Below are 14,243 nucleotides of genomic sequence, written 5' to 3' on the forward strand. Positions count from 1 at the left end.
CCGCTGCGGTTCTCCTCCCATTCTGGCGGGAGATCGGGACAAGCTGGCTGAAATCAGTTTGCAGCGTCTGAAACCGGCAAAATGGCCGGTGTCACCGGCGCAGCTGCCGACAGGGGCGGTGCTGGTGGGGGGAGCGGTGCGTGACGCCCTCCTGGACCGACTCACGGACACCCCTGATCTCGACCTAGTGGTGCCTGGGAATGCCCTCGAAAGCACCCGGCAGCTGGCGCAGAAGCATGGAGGCGCCTGCGTTGTGCTGGATGAAGCACGCGACATGGCCCGCTTGGTGCTCAGGGGGTGGACGATCGATCTGGCCAGGCAGGACGGCGTAACGCTGGAGGACGATCTCAACCGTCGTGACTATCGGCTCAATGCCATTGCCCTGAGCTTCGATGGCGCCCCACGACTGATTGATCCGACAGGTGGCCTGGAGGATCTTCAGTCCAGCACGATCGTTGCAGTGGAGGAGGCCAATCTTCAGGACGACCCACTGCGCCTGCTTCGCGGCCTGCGTCTCATGGCGGAGCTCGAGATGCGCATGGCCCCGCTCACGCTGTCGATGTTGCGCCGCAACCGTGACCTGCTGCCGAAGGCCGCCCCCGAACGCATTCAGGCGGAACTGTTGCGGCTGACCGCCGCACCGGCCGCAGACCTCGCAATTGAGACCCTTCTCGATCTGGAGCTGCTGAAGCCCTGGACAAAGCAGAACAACACATCAGGTGATCAGAAGATTGCCGGGACCGTGAAGAACGCTGATCTGCTGACAGACAGCGAACGACTGCAGGCTCTCCCCCTTACGAGGCTCACCCAGCTGCTGCCTGATGAAGGGCTGAAAGAGCTCCGCTTCAGTCGCCGTCAGCTGAAGCGTTGTGAACGGCTGCGTCATTGGATCGAGCGTTCGACAGCTGAGCAGGGGGATCCGTGCCTTGAACAGCTCTCGGAGCAGGAACGTTTGCAGCTTCACAAGGATCTTGAAATGGATCTGCCTGCGCTGATCGTGACCTGGCCCAAAGCACTGCAGCAGCCATGGCTGGAGCGCTGGAGAGACCCCCAGGACCCCCTTTTCCACCCTTACCCCCCTGTGAATGGAACGACCCTTCTGAATGCACTCCCCATCGCGGCGGGCCCCGCTCTGGGGGAACTGATTCAACACCTGTGCCTCGAGCGTGCGTATGGTCGGATCTCGACCGGCGAACAGGCGCTCAATGCAGCGCGATCCTGGTTGTCCCATCGAGCGGTTCAGGCAGACCCGAATGGGTCCTGTGATTAACTGCCCTAGCAGTGACGACAACGATCGGCCTGACACGCAGTCTTCCGTTTCCCTTCCCCGTTTCATGAGCGTGCGTCTTTACATCGGCAATCTGCCGCAGAATTTTGAGAGCAAGGAGCTTGAGGCTCAGCTCACCAGCGTGGGGGAGGGGATTCGCTTCAAAGCCGTTCTCGACCGCGAGACAGGTGCCTGCCGCGGCTTCGGCTTCGCCAATGTCGACGACGAGAAAGTCGCAGATGCCCTGATCGAGCAGTTCAACGGCAAGGAGTTCGGTGGAAACGCACTTCGTGTCGAACGCTCTGAACGACGTGACAGCAACGCAGGCGGTGGTGGTCGTCGCGGACAGGCAGGAGGTGGCCATGCCCCCGGTTCAGCCCGCAAAGCAGTGAATAAAGTTGTTCACAGTGACGCCAAGGCTGAAGAAGCTCCCGATCCTCGCTGGGCCGGTGAGCTCTCCAAGTTGAAGGACCTGCTGGCCAACCAGAAAACGGCTGTCTGAGACGACCGCATCAAGATCAAAAACCGGCCATCTGAAATCGCCGGTTTTTGATCGACAGCGAAGAGTTAGCGAGATTGTGCGAGCACGAAGGAGCGGGGAAGATCAAGCAGTTTGTTGAGTTTCCCGACATAGGCACGTTTGTTGAAAACGTCATAATCGTGGCGCTCAATCACGTCGAGAATTCCCCTGTAAAGACGCAGTGAGGTCCAGACAGGCCACCGGGCGTCACGTGAGAGCCAGCGCACGCCTGCCTCGGAACGATCAAACCACTCGCGGGCGCGACGCAGTTGAAACGCCATCAGATCCTTCCAGGCCTGATTGAGCCGTCCTGCCATCAGGTCGTCCTCGGAGTATCCGAAATGCTCGAGATCCTCCTGAGGAAGATAGATCCGGCCACGACCACGATCTTCTCCTACATCACGAAGAATGTTGGTGAGTTGGTTGGCAATCCCCAGAGCGACCGCAGCATCCGATGTATCAGGGCTGTCACTCCAGGGTGCGGAGCTGTAGGCCTGATCCAGCCCCATCACCCCCTGTGTCATCAGACCAACGGTGCCTGCGACTCTGTAGCAGTAGAGCTTGAGGTCTTCGAAGCGGGGGTAGCGGGTCCAGGTGAGATCCATACGCTGCCCCTCGATCATGTCGAGATAAGGCTGAATGCTCTGAGGGAACCTCTCCAGCGTGTCAACCATGACCGCATCGAGTTCATCATCAACATGTCCCCTGAACAGATCACGGGTCTTCAGCTCCCAGCGATTCAGACGATCGGCCAGCTCAGCCTGAGGGCGCTCCTGAGCCTCAGGACTATCCATGAGCTCATCGGTACGCCTGCACCAGACATAGATGGCCCAGATGGCCCTTCGCTTTTCATAGGGCAGCAGCAGCGTTCCGAGATAGAACGTTTTGGCCCACTCGGCGGTCTCCCGACGACAGGCCTCGAAGGCCGCGTCGAGATCCGATGCTGCGAGAGGCATGACTCAGGCCGAGACCGGCTCGCTGACAGGTGACGATGATGCCAGCTGATCGCTCTTGCGGTCCACCGCGCCAGCGCAGAGCTTGCCGCTCAGAACCGCACCTTCCATGGATGCGAGGTAGCGCTGCATTGTGTAGTCCCCAGCCAGGAAGAAGTTGCGGATTGGGGTGGTCTGATCCGGACGAAGCTGCTGGCAGCCAGGCGTGGTCTTGTAGACGGAAAGCGGTGTCTTCACCACCTTGTATTTGCGCAATGTGGCGGGGTTGTCTCCGCCGAAGTGGTTGGGGAACAACTTGTGCAGTTCGCCCATCGTGGCCTCGATGATCTCTTCATCCGAGCGTCCGATCCAGTCTTTGGCGGGTGCAAAAACAAGCTCCAGCATCGACTTGTCGGGATCTTCGTACTCTTTGCAGGTGATGCTCATGTCTGCATAGACGCTGAGCAGCGGTGAGCGGCTGAACAACAGATGATCGATGTCGGTGAGTTTCCGATCGAACCAGAGGTGCAGATTGATCACAGGCACCCCTCGCAGGCCATCGAGCTTTTTGAAGATGTCCATCTGCTTCCAGGGCTGTGGCAGCAGCAGCTTGAAGGGATCAACAGGCAGAGCACTGACATAGGCATCAGCTGTGAGATCAAAGCTCTCCCTGCCCTTGATGCCGCCGATGTGGAAAGCAGCGACTGAGCCATCGTCATTAAGCTTGATTTCACGCAGTGGGCTGTCGAGATGAACCTCACCACCCAATGATTCAATGTGCTCAACCATGGGCTGGCAGAGCCTCTCGGGCGGCGCACCATCCAGAAACGCCATCTTGGAGCCACTCTTTTCCTGCAGGAAGCGGTTGAGAGCAGTGAGCACAACTGTGGCTGAGATTTCGTCGGGGTCGATGAAATTCAGAGCCTTACTCATGGCGATGAACACCTCATCATTGACCCGCTCGGGGATGTTGTGGACCCGCAGCCACTCAGTCCAGGAGTATTTATCGCACTCTTCGACATACCCCTGACCGCGGAGCATGGCGGGCACGAGACCCAGGCCGAAGCTGATCTTCTCCGGCCAGCTGAGCATGTCGTTGTTTCCCAGAATTGCGGCTACACCATTCACTGGGGCCGGTAGGTCGGGAAAATCAAAACGGCTGTACGTGCCTGGTTCCTCCGGTTGGTTGAAAATCATCGAGTGGCTTTTCCACTGCAACCGGTCTTCGATATTCAGCTCCTTGAAGATCTGCAGCATGTTCGGGTAGGCCCCGAAGAAGATGTGAAGCCCGGTTTCGTACCAGTCACCGTCCTCGTCTTTCCAGGCCGCAACCTTGCCGCCCAGCACGTCGCGAGCCTCGACCACGACCGGCGTATGACCAGCATCGGCCAGATACTTGGCGCAGGAAAGACCTGCCAGACCGGCCCCCGCGATGGCGACGCGCATGCTTCTGAACACAAGTTGAAAACAACCTTAAAAGGAGAGGTCTCCTCTCTGCTTCCTAAAGTCATCGACAACACGCCTGCGCGATCCTTCCATCGCTCCGCTGATTCATGGCCGAGACCCTGCTGAAAAGCACAACCCGCCACGTGCGCCTGTTCACGGCTCGGGTCGAAAATGGCGATCTGGTCGCTGACCCGAGCCGGCTCACCCTTGACCTGGATCCCGACAACGAATTCATCTGGTCTGACAGCACCGTCGCAACCGTTCAGGAACGCTTCCGCGAACTGGTCGAAAGCCATGCGGGTCAGGCGCTGAATGACTACAACCTGCGTCGCATCGGCACCGAACTCGAAGGCTGCATTCGCGAACTTCTTCAGGCCGGGAAGCTGAGTTACAACCCTGACTGCCGGGTCCTTAACTATTCGATGGGTCTTCCCAGGTCCCCTGAACTGCTGTGAGTCGTTCCCCCTACGACCGTTCCGGATCCGGCTACGACCGGAGAAACGGTGAACGCCGCCGTGACGAGTCCAGGAGAGATGACCGCCGAGAGATCAGGGGCTATGGAGGTCCACCGCCACCGCCGAAGAACGGTGGCAACGGCATGAGCTTGAACACCGCCACCATCGCTGTTCTCGCCGGAGTGCTGATTGTGGGAATCGGCATCGGCAGTGCGGTCACCAGCACCACGCAGGGAGACCAGGGCAACATCGCCAGCTCTCAACAACTGGACATGGCGGTTCCAGACCCGGAATTCTGCAGACAGTGGGGTGCCAGTGCCTTCGTGATGGATATCGAGATGTACACAACGCTGAATCCATCCAGCAGTTTCGTGACACAGCCGACACTGCAGCCTGGATGCGTGATTCGACGAGAGAACTGGGCAGTGCTGCGCAAGGAAGGAGCCATCACCTCAGCGCAGGAACGCGAGTGCAAACAACGCATGAACACGTTTGCTTACATCGGCTCAGTTCGAGACAAACCGGTTGTGCGCTGCGTCTACCAGACCGACATCAGCCAAAACAAGTTCCTGACCAGGGGCGTGGCGGATGACACGGTTGGCATCACACCAGAAGCTGATCAGTTCTGATCGGTTCCCTCAGCTTCTTCGAAGTCATTTTCCTGAGGCGGAACGCCGCCTGTTCTTCCCTGGCGCAGAGGACTGTCGGCACTGGCGAAGACCGGCAGCACATCTCTTCGGAACGCTTCGGCAGCCCTTGAGCAGTAGCGGGATGGATTGGTGATCAGCTTGAGCTGACGACGCACCTGAAGGTCGACGACAGTCGGGCGTAGCAGGGTTCCGGCAGTGAGCTCGCGCTCGATCGAGACCACCGGCAGAAAAGCAGCGCCCAGGCCAGCCTGAACAGCATTTTTAATGGCCTCGAATGAGTTCAGTTCCATCTCGATACGCAGGCGCGGCACATCCAAGCCGGAGCGTCCAAGCAGCTGATCAACCATCTTGCGAGTGGTTGACTGCGCGTCCAGGCTGACAAAGCCAAGCCGATAGAGGTCATCCTTGCTGAGCTCCACCAGACGCGCGAGGGGATGCTTCACAGGCAGCACCAGAGCCAGCTCGTCGCTGGCATAGGGCACGACCTGAAGCAGTTCATTCAGTTCAGAAGGAAGTTCTCCTCCAATGATCGCCAGATCGATCTGTCCGTTGGCGACACTCCAGCCGGTGCGCCGCGTGCTGTGCACGTGCAGCTGCACGGCCACGTCAGGAAATTTCTGGCGAAACAACCCGATCATTCGAGGCATGAGATAGGTCCCTGTTGTCTGGCTGGCGCCGACCAGGAGAGACCCCCCTTTGAGGTCGTGGAGATCATCAAGCGCCCTGCACGCCTCATGGCACTGACTGAGAATTCGATCGCAGTAGCTGAGCAGAAGGTGGCCCGCTTCAGTGAGCTGAGCCTTGCGACCACCGCGATCGAACAGGGCGACCTCCAGCTGCTTCTCCAGGTTCTGAATCTGCAGACTGACTGCCGGCTGGGTGACGTAGAGGCTGTCGGCCGCCTTTTTGAAACTGCCCTCACTGACGATGGCCCGCAGGATGCGCAGCTGATCCAGGGTGAAGGGCAGATCGGCCATGAAAAGCTGCCCGGCGAACAGCGGAAGCCAGAAAACTGTAGGGGTGCTCTTTCCTGCAGAACGCCAGAATCACGTCTCCCGCAGCATCTCGTTGGCTGACGCAACAGCAGGCACCCATCACAGCAGCCTGGTGATGCTGGGATTGCTCGTTGTTTTCGCAGTGATCCACAGCGGTGGTGCAGCCTTGCGAACGCGGGCTGAAGCCAGGATCGGCGCGCGCGCCTGGCGGCTGGTGTTTGCAGCCCTGAGCATTCCCTCTGCAGTGGTGGTGATCGGCTACTTCCTGGCTCACCGCTACGACGGCATCAGGATCTGGAACCTGCAGGGAGTCCCGGGGATGGTGCCTTCCATCTGGATCGTGACAGCGATCAGTTTTCTGTTCCTCTACCCAGCCACCTACAACCTGCTGGAAATACCTGCGGTGTTGAAGCCCCAGGTGCGGCTCTACGCCACCGGAATCATCCGGATCAGCCGACATCCCCAGGCCGTTGGCCAGATCCTCTGGTGCATGAGCCACGCTCTCTGGATCGGCAGCAGCTTCATGCTGGTCACCTGTGCTGGCCTGATTGCTCACCATCTGTTTGCCGTCTGGCATGGCGACCGGCGCCTGAAAGCCCGCTTCGGGCAAGCCTTCGACAGTCTGCAGGCCGAAACATCCGTGTTTCCGTTCGCCGCCGTAATCGATGGCCGCCAGCAGCTTGTCTGGAGCGAACTGGTCCGACCAGCCCAGCTTGGGATCACCATCGCTGTGGGTGTGTTCTGGTGGGCCCACCGCTACATCCCCCGAGGGGGCATGGCATTCCTGCACTCCCGACTCGGTGAGCTGTTGAACTGAGCTGATTACACTCGCTAAAAGCTTTTTTGTCCGGATGCCCTCGGCTGCCGACTCCGCCTGGTTGATTCCAGTGCTGCCCCTGTTCGGGGCCCTGATCACAGGTCTCGGCCTGATCAGCTTCAACCGCACGATCAACCGATTGCGAAAACCGGTGGCGCTGTTGCTGATCAGCTGCATCGGTGCTGCTGCCGTGATCAGTTACGCGGTGCTGCTGGAACAGCTGTCAGGAGCTCCACCGGTTGAACACCTGTTCGTGTGGGCCAGCGCCGGAGAGTTCATCCTGCCGATGGGCTACGTGATCGATCCTCTGGCATCGGTGATGCTGGCTCTGGTCACCACGGTGGCTCTGCTGGTGATGATCTATTCACACGGCTACATGGCGCACGACAAAAGCTATGTGCGCTTCTTCACCTATCTGGCCATCTTCAGCAGTTCGATGCTCGGGCTTGTGGTGAGCCCCAATCTTCTGGAGATCTATGTGTTCTGGGAGCTGGTGGGCATGTCGTCCTATCTGCTTGTGGGCTTCTGGTACGACCGCGATGGCGCAGCGCATGCCGCCCAGAAAGCTTTTGTTGTCAACCGGGTTGGCGACTTCGGCCTCCTGCTCGGAATTCTCGGTCTGTTCTGGGCAACAGGCAGTTTCGACTTTCAGGGAATCGCTGATGGGCTTGCAGCAGGCGTGAGCAGTGGGATGGTGCCTGGCTGGGCAGCACTGGCTCTTTGCCTGTTTGTGTTCATGGGCCCGATGGCGAAATCAGCCCAGTTCCCACTGCATGTCTGGCTACCTGACGCGATGGAAGGGCCCACACCCATCTCCGCACTGATTCATGCGGCAACGATGGTGGCTGCTGGCGTGTTTCTGGTTGCACGACTTGAGCCGCTCTACAGCCAGTTCCCGAGCGTTGGGGTGTTCATCGCTGTCACCGGCACGATCACTTGCTTTCTGGGTGCCTCGATTGCGCTCACCCAGATGGATCTCAAAAAAGGGCTGGCTTACAGCACCGTCTCACAACTTGGCTACATGATGCTGGCCATGGGTTGTGGAGCACCTGTGGCCGGCATGTTCCATCTCGTGACCCACGCCTTCTTCAAGGCGATGCTCTTCCTGGGATCGGGATCCGTGATCCATGCCATGGAGGATGTGGTGGGACATGAACCCGTGCTCGCTCAGGACATGCGACTCATGGGAGGTCTGCGCAAAAAGATGCCTATCACGGCCATCACCTTCCTGATCGGATGCGTTGCCATCAGTGGCATTCCTCCCCTTGCAGGTTTCTGGAGCAAGGACGAGATTCTCGGCCAAGCCTTTGAAACCTTTCCAGTCCTCTGGGCGGTGGGCTTTCTGACCGCCGGCATGACTGCTTTTTACATGTTCCGCCTCTATTTCCTCACCTTCGAGGGAGAGTTCAGGGGGAATGATGAAACCATGCAGGCCCAGCTCATGGCCGCTGCCGGCAAGTCCTCTGATGAAGAGCATGCTCACCACGCGGGCAGCCTGCATGAGTCGCCATGGCCGATGACTCTGCCGCTGGTGGTGCTCGCGGTTCCCTCAGTGTTGATAGGCCTGCTCGGGACTCCCTGGAACAGTCGTTTTGCAGGGTTGCTTGACCCTGAAGAGGCACTTGAGATGGCAGAACACTTCAGCTGGGGGGAATTCCTGCCGCTGGCCGGAGCATCAGTGGCCATCTCCCTGACGGGCATCAGCGTGGCCGTACTGGCCTACGCACTGCGACGGATCGATCTGGGTGAACTCGTGGCAGCGCGGTTCCCATCCGTCAATGCCTTCCTTGCCAACAAGTGGTACCTCGATGACATCAACGACAAGCTGTTCGTCCGGGGTAGCCGCAAGATTGCGCGCGAGGTGCTGGAGGTGGACGCCAAGGTGGTTGATGGTGTTGTGAATCTCACCGGTCTGCTCACTCTCGGCAGCGGAGAAGGTCTTAAATACTTTGAAACCGGCCGCGCTCAGTTCTATGCCCTGATCGTTTTTGGCGGTGTGATCGGACTTGTGGTTCTCTTCGGTGTCCTTGGCGGGCCGATTACCTGAATCGTGCACGGCATTAGATTTCCTCTCCAAGCATGCTTCTTCAATCGATGCTTCTTCGAAGCTGGAAAGAAGATTCTGTTCAGACTGATATCATGAAATGTCATCCGGACCCTACCTACCGTTCCGAAACCAGATTGAGCCCGCAGACTATTTTCTTCAAACCCACAAGTTGTGACTGAAGAAATCATGAGCTTTTCTTGAATTTCAAGGTTTTGAAGAAATCTGATCAGCACATCAGCACACCAATCCGGGGCATGTGTGTCAACGCCTATCGACTCAGTGCGAGTTCAGCCAGGATTTCTACACTCCTATGAGTGGTGAAAGGCGTGTCCCTTGCTGGAATTTGCCGTCAGTGCCCCCTTTGATCCTGCAGCGGATATCGCAGCGGGAATCATTCCAGCTCAGTTCCCTTGGCTGAGTCTTTCCATCCTCTTTCCGATTGTCGGAGCGCTCATTGTTCCTTTCATCCCTGATCAGGGGGAGGGGAAACAGGTTCGCTGGTTCGCGTTGGCAATCGCTCTGGTCACCTTTCTGATCACGGTGGGGGCCTATCTGAGCGGCTATGACCCCGGTTTCAGCGGTCTGCAGCTGTCCGAACGTGTCAGCTGGCTGCCGAATCTTGGACTCACCTGGGCTGTTGGAGCGGATGGATTGTCCATGCCTCTCATCCTGCTCACCAGCTTCATCACCGCACTGGCTGTCCTGGCAGCTTGGCCTGTCACCTTCAAGCCCAAGCTGTTCTTCTTTCTGATTCTGGCCATGGATGGTGGCCAGATCGCAGTCTTCGCAGTTCAGGACATGCTGCTGTTCTTCCTGGCCTGGGAACTGGAACTGCTGCCCGTTTATCTGTTGCTGGCCATCTGGGGCGGCAAAAGGCGTCAGTACGCCGCCACGAAATTCATCCTCTATACCGCAGGCAGCTCACTGTTCATCCTGCTTGCCGCACTGGCCATGGGCTTCATGGGGGGCGACACTCCCAACTTCGAATACACCGTGCTGGCCCAGAAAGGATTCGGCACAGGATTCCAGCTGCTTTGTTATGCAGGACTCCTGATCGCCTTCGGCGTCAAATTGCCGATTGTTCCGCTGCATACCTGGCTGCCTGATGCTCACGGCGAAGCGACTGCTCCAGTGCACATGCTGCTGGCGGGAATCCTGCTGAAGATGGGGGGGTATGCCCTGATGCGCTTCAACGCCGAGATGTTGCCTGAAGCGCACGCTCAGTTCGCACCATTGCTTGTTGTGCTGGGTGTGGTCAACATCATTTACGCAGCACTCACCTCTTTCGCTCAGCGCAACCTCAAACGCAAAATTGCTTACAGCTCCATCAGCCATATGGGCTTTGTGCTGATAGGCATTGGCAGCTTCAGCGCTCTGGGAACGAGCGGAGCCATGTTGCAGATGATCAGCCATGGCCTGATCGGAGCCAGCCTGTTCTTCCTGGTGGGTGCCACTTACGACCGTACCCACACCCTGCAGCTCGACGAGATGGGAGGAGTGGGGCAGAAGATGAGGGTCATGTTTGCACTCTGGACCGTCTGCTCCCTGGCATCCCTCGCTCTGCCAGGCATGAGCGGATTTGTGAGTGAACTGATGGTGTTCACAGGTTTTGCCACTGACGAGGCCTACACACTCAGCTTCAGGATCGTCATCGACGGACTGGCTGCGATCGGAGTGATCCTGACTCCGATCTATCTGCTCTCGATGCTGAGAGAAATTTTCTTCGGCAAGGAAAATGCTCAGCTCACCACCAACACCAATCTGGTGGATGCCGAGCCCCGTGAGATTTACATCATTGGCTGCCTGTTGGTGCCGATCATCGGTATCGGTCTCTACCCACGTCTGATGACCGACAGCTACCGCACAGCAATCGAAGCGCTTGTTGAACGAGATGTGTCAGCGATGGAGGTGATCAGCCGACCGACAGCTCCGCTGATTCGCAGTGGAAGCCTGACGCCAGCAATGCTCAGGGCACCTCAGGTGATCTCCAGCAACGGATCCTGATCAATCACGCTGGGAGGGGCTGGCCCGGTCCATCCATCACCGGTATTTTTCCTGAAGACGGCCTCAGGCTGAGATGAATGCCCGGCTGAGTCAGAGAGCTGATGCCGGTGCCAGACTCGCCATCCGCCTGCTTCAGGACGCGGCTCAGCAAGGTGACCTTGATCCATGGGATGTGGATGTCATCGCCGTGATCGATGGCTTTCTGGATCAGCTGAAACAACGGATCGAAGTTCCCCGCCAGGTGGAGGAAGCGTTGAAGCGCCGCGGCGGAAGCTACGAACGTGACCTGGCCGACAGCAGTGAGGCCTTCCTGGCAGCGTCGGTGCTTGTTGGCCTGAAGGCGGAAGTCCTCGAAGCCAGCACGTTTCCACCACAGCCGGAGGTCGAGGAGATGTTCGAGGCCGATTTTGCTGATCAGGGATGGCTGGATCCCAGCTTTGACATCCCACGCCACCCCGAACGGCACCTTCAACGCCGACCGGTCGCTCCGCCGCCGCTGCGGCGCCCGGTCACGCTTGGGGAACTGATCGAACAACTGGAATCGATTGCGGAGCAGCTCGAGTCGGACGAACTGGACATGCGCCGGCGTCAGCGTCAGAAGCGCTACTCCAACAAGGAAGCCATCGCTCAGGTAGCAGCTCTCGCCCATCGAGAGAAACTGCCAGAGACCACAGCTGCCATGGGTGTCTTTCTGAATGGCTGGGAAGCCGCCCTGCAATGGGTCAATTTCGAACAGCTGGTGGTTCAGTGGAACGACATTGCCGATGAAGACCTGGATAAAGACCGCGTGGGGGTGTTCTGGGCACTTCTGTTCCTGTCTTCACAAGGCCAGGTTGAACTGGAGCAGATGGACTCTCTGCACGGGCCGATCCGGCTCAAGCGCCTGCTCACCCCCGGGACCATGGCCCAGATGCCTCTGACCAGCCTGGACGTGCCAGCTGTATTGCCGGCCAAAGGAGCCGTGGCTGCTTAATCACCCCCTTATGTTGGCAGGACCGTTGTAAGCCTGTAACGCCGATGAAGGCGATGATCCTGGCCGCGGGCAAGGGAACAAGGGTTCAGCCGATCACGCATGTGATCCCTAAACCAATGATTCCGATCCTGCAGAAGCCGGTGATGGAGTTTTTGCTGGAACTGCTCAGAGAGCATGGTTTCGCAGAGGTGATGGTCAACGTCTCGCACCTGGCAGAAGAGATCGAAAACTATTTCCGGGACGGCCAGCGCTTTGGTGTTGAAATCGCCTACAGCTTCGAAGGGCGAATCGAGGATGGGGAACTCATCGGTGACGCTCTCGGTTCCGCTGGCGGACTGAAGAAAATCCAGGATTTCCAGACGTTCTTCGACGACACTTTTGTGGTGCTGTGCGGGGATGCACTGATCGACCTCGATCTCAGTGAAGCGGTTAGACGCCACAGAGAGAAAGGCGCTCTCGCCAGCCTGATCACCAAGCGCGTCCCCAAGGATCAGGTGAGCAGCTACGGAGTCGTCGTCAGCGACGACGAGGGTCGGATTCAGGCCTTCCAGGAAAAGCCGAAGGTGGACGAAGCCCTCAGCGACACCATCAATACAGGCATCTATCTGTTCGAGCCGGAGATTTTCGAGCACATTCCATCGGGTGAGTCCTTCGACATCGGCTCGGATCTGTTTCCCAGGCTGGTGGAGGTCGGTGCACCCTTCTATGCCCTTCCAATGGAATTCGAATGGGTCGATATCGGCAAGGTTCCCGATTACTGGAGGGCGATCCGAAGCGTGCTTCAAGGGGATGTTCGCCAGGTGGGCATTCCTGGCAAAGAGGTTCGGCCAGGCGTTTACACCGGTCTGAATGTGGCCGCCAACTGGGACCGCATCGAGGTTCAGGGCCCTGTCTATGTGGGCGGCATGACCAAGATCGAAGACGGTGCAACGCTGATCGGGCCAACGATGATCGGGCCGAGCTGCCACATCTGCGAGGGCGCCACAATTGATAACTCGATCATCTTCGACTACTCCCGCATCGGTGCAGGTGTTCAGCTCGTTGAAAAGCTGGTGTTCGGCCGCTACTGCGTCGGCAAAAATGGCGACCATTTCGACCTTCAGGAAGCTGCTCTCGACTGGTTGATCACCGATGCCAGGCGCCAGGATCTGATCGAGCCCTCCCCTCAGCAGAAAGCAATGGCCGAACTGCTCGGAACCGATCTCACGACCGCTGCGAGCTGAGCCCAGCCCTCTCCAGCACTTCAGGGATCCGCTCTTCCGCTCTCACAGCCATGACATGGACGCCGTTTGCAATTCCGGAGAATTGACGAACCTGCTCAGCGGCGATGGCGACGCCCTCAGCCGCAGGATCTGAAGCGGCCTCAAGTCGGGCGATCAGGTTGTCGGGAATGCTGGCTCCTGGAACCTTCTTATTGATGAAACTGGCATTCCTGGCTGATTTGAGCAGGAACACCCCTGCAAGCACAGGCAACTCCATGGGAGTTGCCATGTCCTGACAGAAACGCTCCAGCACCTGGGGATCCATCACCATCTGGGTCTGAACGAAACGGGCACCTGCGTCACGTTTACGTTCGAGCCTGCGCCTGAGACCCGACCAGCTGGCACAGTGCGGATCAGCGGCAGCCCCAGCAAACAAGGCTGTAGGCCCATCGGGCAGGCTCTCCTTGACAGGGTCCTCGCCACGGTTGAAGGCGCTCACCTGCTGAAGCAGCCGCACCGACTCCAGTTCATGCACCGGGCGAACGTCAGGTTGATCTCCGGCCTTCACTGAATCCCCTGTGAGACAGAGAAGATTACGGATCCCAAGCGCATGGGCCCCGAGCAGATCGGCCTGAATCCCGATCCGATTACGGTCACGCCCGGCCATCTGCAGCACAGGCTCAAGGCCGGCGTCCAAAAGCAGACGACAGACCGCGAGGCTGCTCATGCGCATCACTGCGCGGCTGCCGTCAGTGACATTGATGGCCTGCACCCAGTCTCGCAGAAGGCTGGCCATCGCCAGGGTATGACTGGGATCTCCCCCTCTGGGCGGCATCACCTCAGCTGTGACTGTGACCGCACCAGCCTCAAGACTGCGCTGCAGCGCTGAACCCAAACCCTTCAAATGCTTCTGATGGCCACTATGGAAGATCGCC

At 58.5% G+C, this 14,243-nt stretch carries 13 protein-coding genes; 9 read left to right on the forward strand and 4 right to left on the reverse strand.

The annotated features are described in order from the left end of the window. Positions 1 to 58: 58 nt before the first annotated feature. The gene (locus tag SIB73_RS11015; protein ID WP_413439603.1) at positions 59 to 1,270 is read left to right on the forward strand and encodes a CCA tRNA nucleotidyltransferase; all 1,212 of its coding nucleotides are present in this window, start codon (positions 59 to 61) and stop codon (positions 1,268 to 1,270) included. Positions 1,271 to 1,334: 64 nt separating this feature from the next. Further along, the gene (locus SIB73_RS11020; protein WP_413405148.1) at positions 1,335 to 1,769 is read left to right on the forward strand and encodes an RNA recognition motif domain-containing protein; all 435 of its coding nucleotides are present in this window, start codon (positions 1,335 to 1,337) and stop codon (positions 1,767 to 1,769) included. 65 nt (positions 1,770 to 1,834) lie between these two features. Here the strand turns inward: SIB73_RS11020 and SIB73_RS11025 are convergent, their stop codons facing one another. Both SIB73_RS11025 and pds read right to left on the reverse strand, forming a co-directional pair. Then, the gene (locus tag SIB73_RS11025; protein ID WP_413405146.1) at positions 1,835 to 2,743 is read right to left on the reverse strand and encodes a phytoene synthase; all 909 of its coding nucleotides are present in this window, start codon (positions 2,741 to 2,743) and stop codon (positions 1,835 to 1,837) included. A gap of 3 nt (positions 2,744 to 2,746) precedes the next feature. Then, on the reverse strand, positions 2,747 to 4,165 hold the full coding sequence (gene pds / locus SIB73_RS11030) for a 15-cis-phytoene desaturase (RefSeq protein WP_413405144.1): 1,419 nt from the start codon (positions 4,163 to 4,165) through the stop codon (positions 2,747 to 2,749). 107 nt (positions 4,166 to 4,272) lie between these two features. On the opposite strand from pds, the gene ndhM reads away from it, so the two are divergent. Then, entirely contained in the window at positions 4,273 to 4,620 is a 348-nt protein-coding gene (gene ndhM, locus SIB73_RS11035) for an NAD(P)H-quinone oxidoreductase subunit M (RefSeq protein ID WP_413405142.1), read from the forward strand. After that, positions 4,617 to 5,249: a DUF3172 domain-containing protein gene (locus SIB73_RS11040; protein ID WP_413405140.1), complete on the forward strand. Its 633-nt coding sequence runs from the start codon at positions 4,617 to 4,619 to the stop codon at positions 5,247 to 5,249. The genes ndhM and SIB73_RS11040 overlap by 4 nt, the downstream gene beginning before the upstream one ends. Here SIB73_RS11040 and SIB73_RS11045 read toward each other — a convergent pair. After that, positions 5,240 to 6,247, reverse strand: coding sequence for a LysR family transcriptional regulator (locus tag SIB73_RS11045; RefSeq protein WP_413405138.1), 1,008 nt, complete (start codon positions 6,245 to 6,247; stop codon positions 5,240 to 5,242). The genes SIB73_RS11040 and SIB73_RS11045 overlap by 10 nt on opposite strands. 133 nt (positions 6,248 to 6,380) lie before the next feature. Here SIB73_RS11045 and SIB73_RS11050 point away from each other — a divergent pair, with 133 nt between their 5' ends. The 5 genes from SIB73_RS11050 to SIB73_RS11070 all read left to right on the forward strand — a co-directional run bounded on the left by SIB73_RS11050 (position 6,381) and on the right by SIB73_RS11070 (position 13,329). After that, positions 6,381 to 7,082 carry an NnrU family protein gene (locus tag SIB73_RS11050; protein WP_413406258.1) on the forward strand — a complete coding sequence of 234 codons (702 nt, stop codon included), beginning with the start codon at positions 6,381 to 6,383 and terminating at the stop codon, positions 7,080 to 7,082. 34 nt (positions 7,083 to 7,116) lie between these two features. Beyond that, complete coding sequence (locus SIB73_RS11055; protein ID WP_413405136.1) at positions 7,117 to 9,129, forward strand: NAD(P)H-quinone oxidoreductase subunit 5; 2,013 nt, start codon at positions 7,117 to 7,119, stop codon at positions 9,127 to 9,129. Between the two features lie 333 nt (positions 9,130 to 9,462). Further along, positions 9,463 to 11,133 (forward strand): NAD(P)H-quinone oxidoreductase subunit 4, encoded by a 1,671-nt coding sequence (locus SIB73_RS11060; RefSeq protein ID WP_413405134.1) that lies wholly within the window; start codon positions 9,463 to 9,465, stop codon positions 11,131 to 11,133. A gap of 73 nt (positions 11,134 to 11,206) precedes the next feature. Beyond that, on the forward strand, positions 11,207 to 12,106 hold the full coding sequence (locus tag SIB73_RS11065) for a segregation/condensation protein A (RefSeq protein WP_413405133.1): 900 nt from the start codon (positions 11,207 to 11,209) through the stop codon (positions 12,104 to 12,106). A 44-nt stretch (positions 12,107 to 12,150) separates the two neighbouring features. Continuing rightward, positions 12,151 to 13,329, forward strand: a complete 1,179-nt coding sequence (locus SIB73_RS11070; protein WP_413405131.1) for a sugar phosphate nucleotidyltransferase — start codon at positions 12,151 to 12,153, stop codon at positions 13,327 to 13,329. Here the strand turns inward: SIB73_RS11070 and SIB73_RS11075 are convergent. Next, a complete protein-coding gene (locus tag SIB73_RS11075; RefSeq protein WP_413405129.1) occupies positions 13,310 to 14,203 on the reverse strand; it encodes a methylenetetrahydrofolate reductase in 894 nt (297 codons plus the stop codon). The genes SIB73_RS11070 and SIB73_RS11075 overlap by 20 nt on opposite strands. Positions 14,204 to 14,243: the final 40 nt, after the last annotated feature.

The sequence above is a fragment of the Synechococcus sp. MIT S9509 genome, assembly GCF_047303035.1.
Classification (GTDB): Bacteria; Cyanobacteriota; Cyanobacteriia; order PCC-6307; family Cyanobiaceae; genus Synechococcus_C.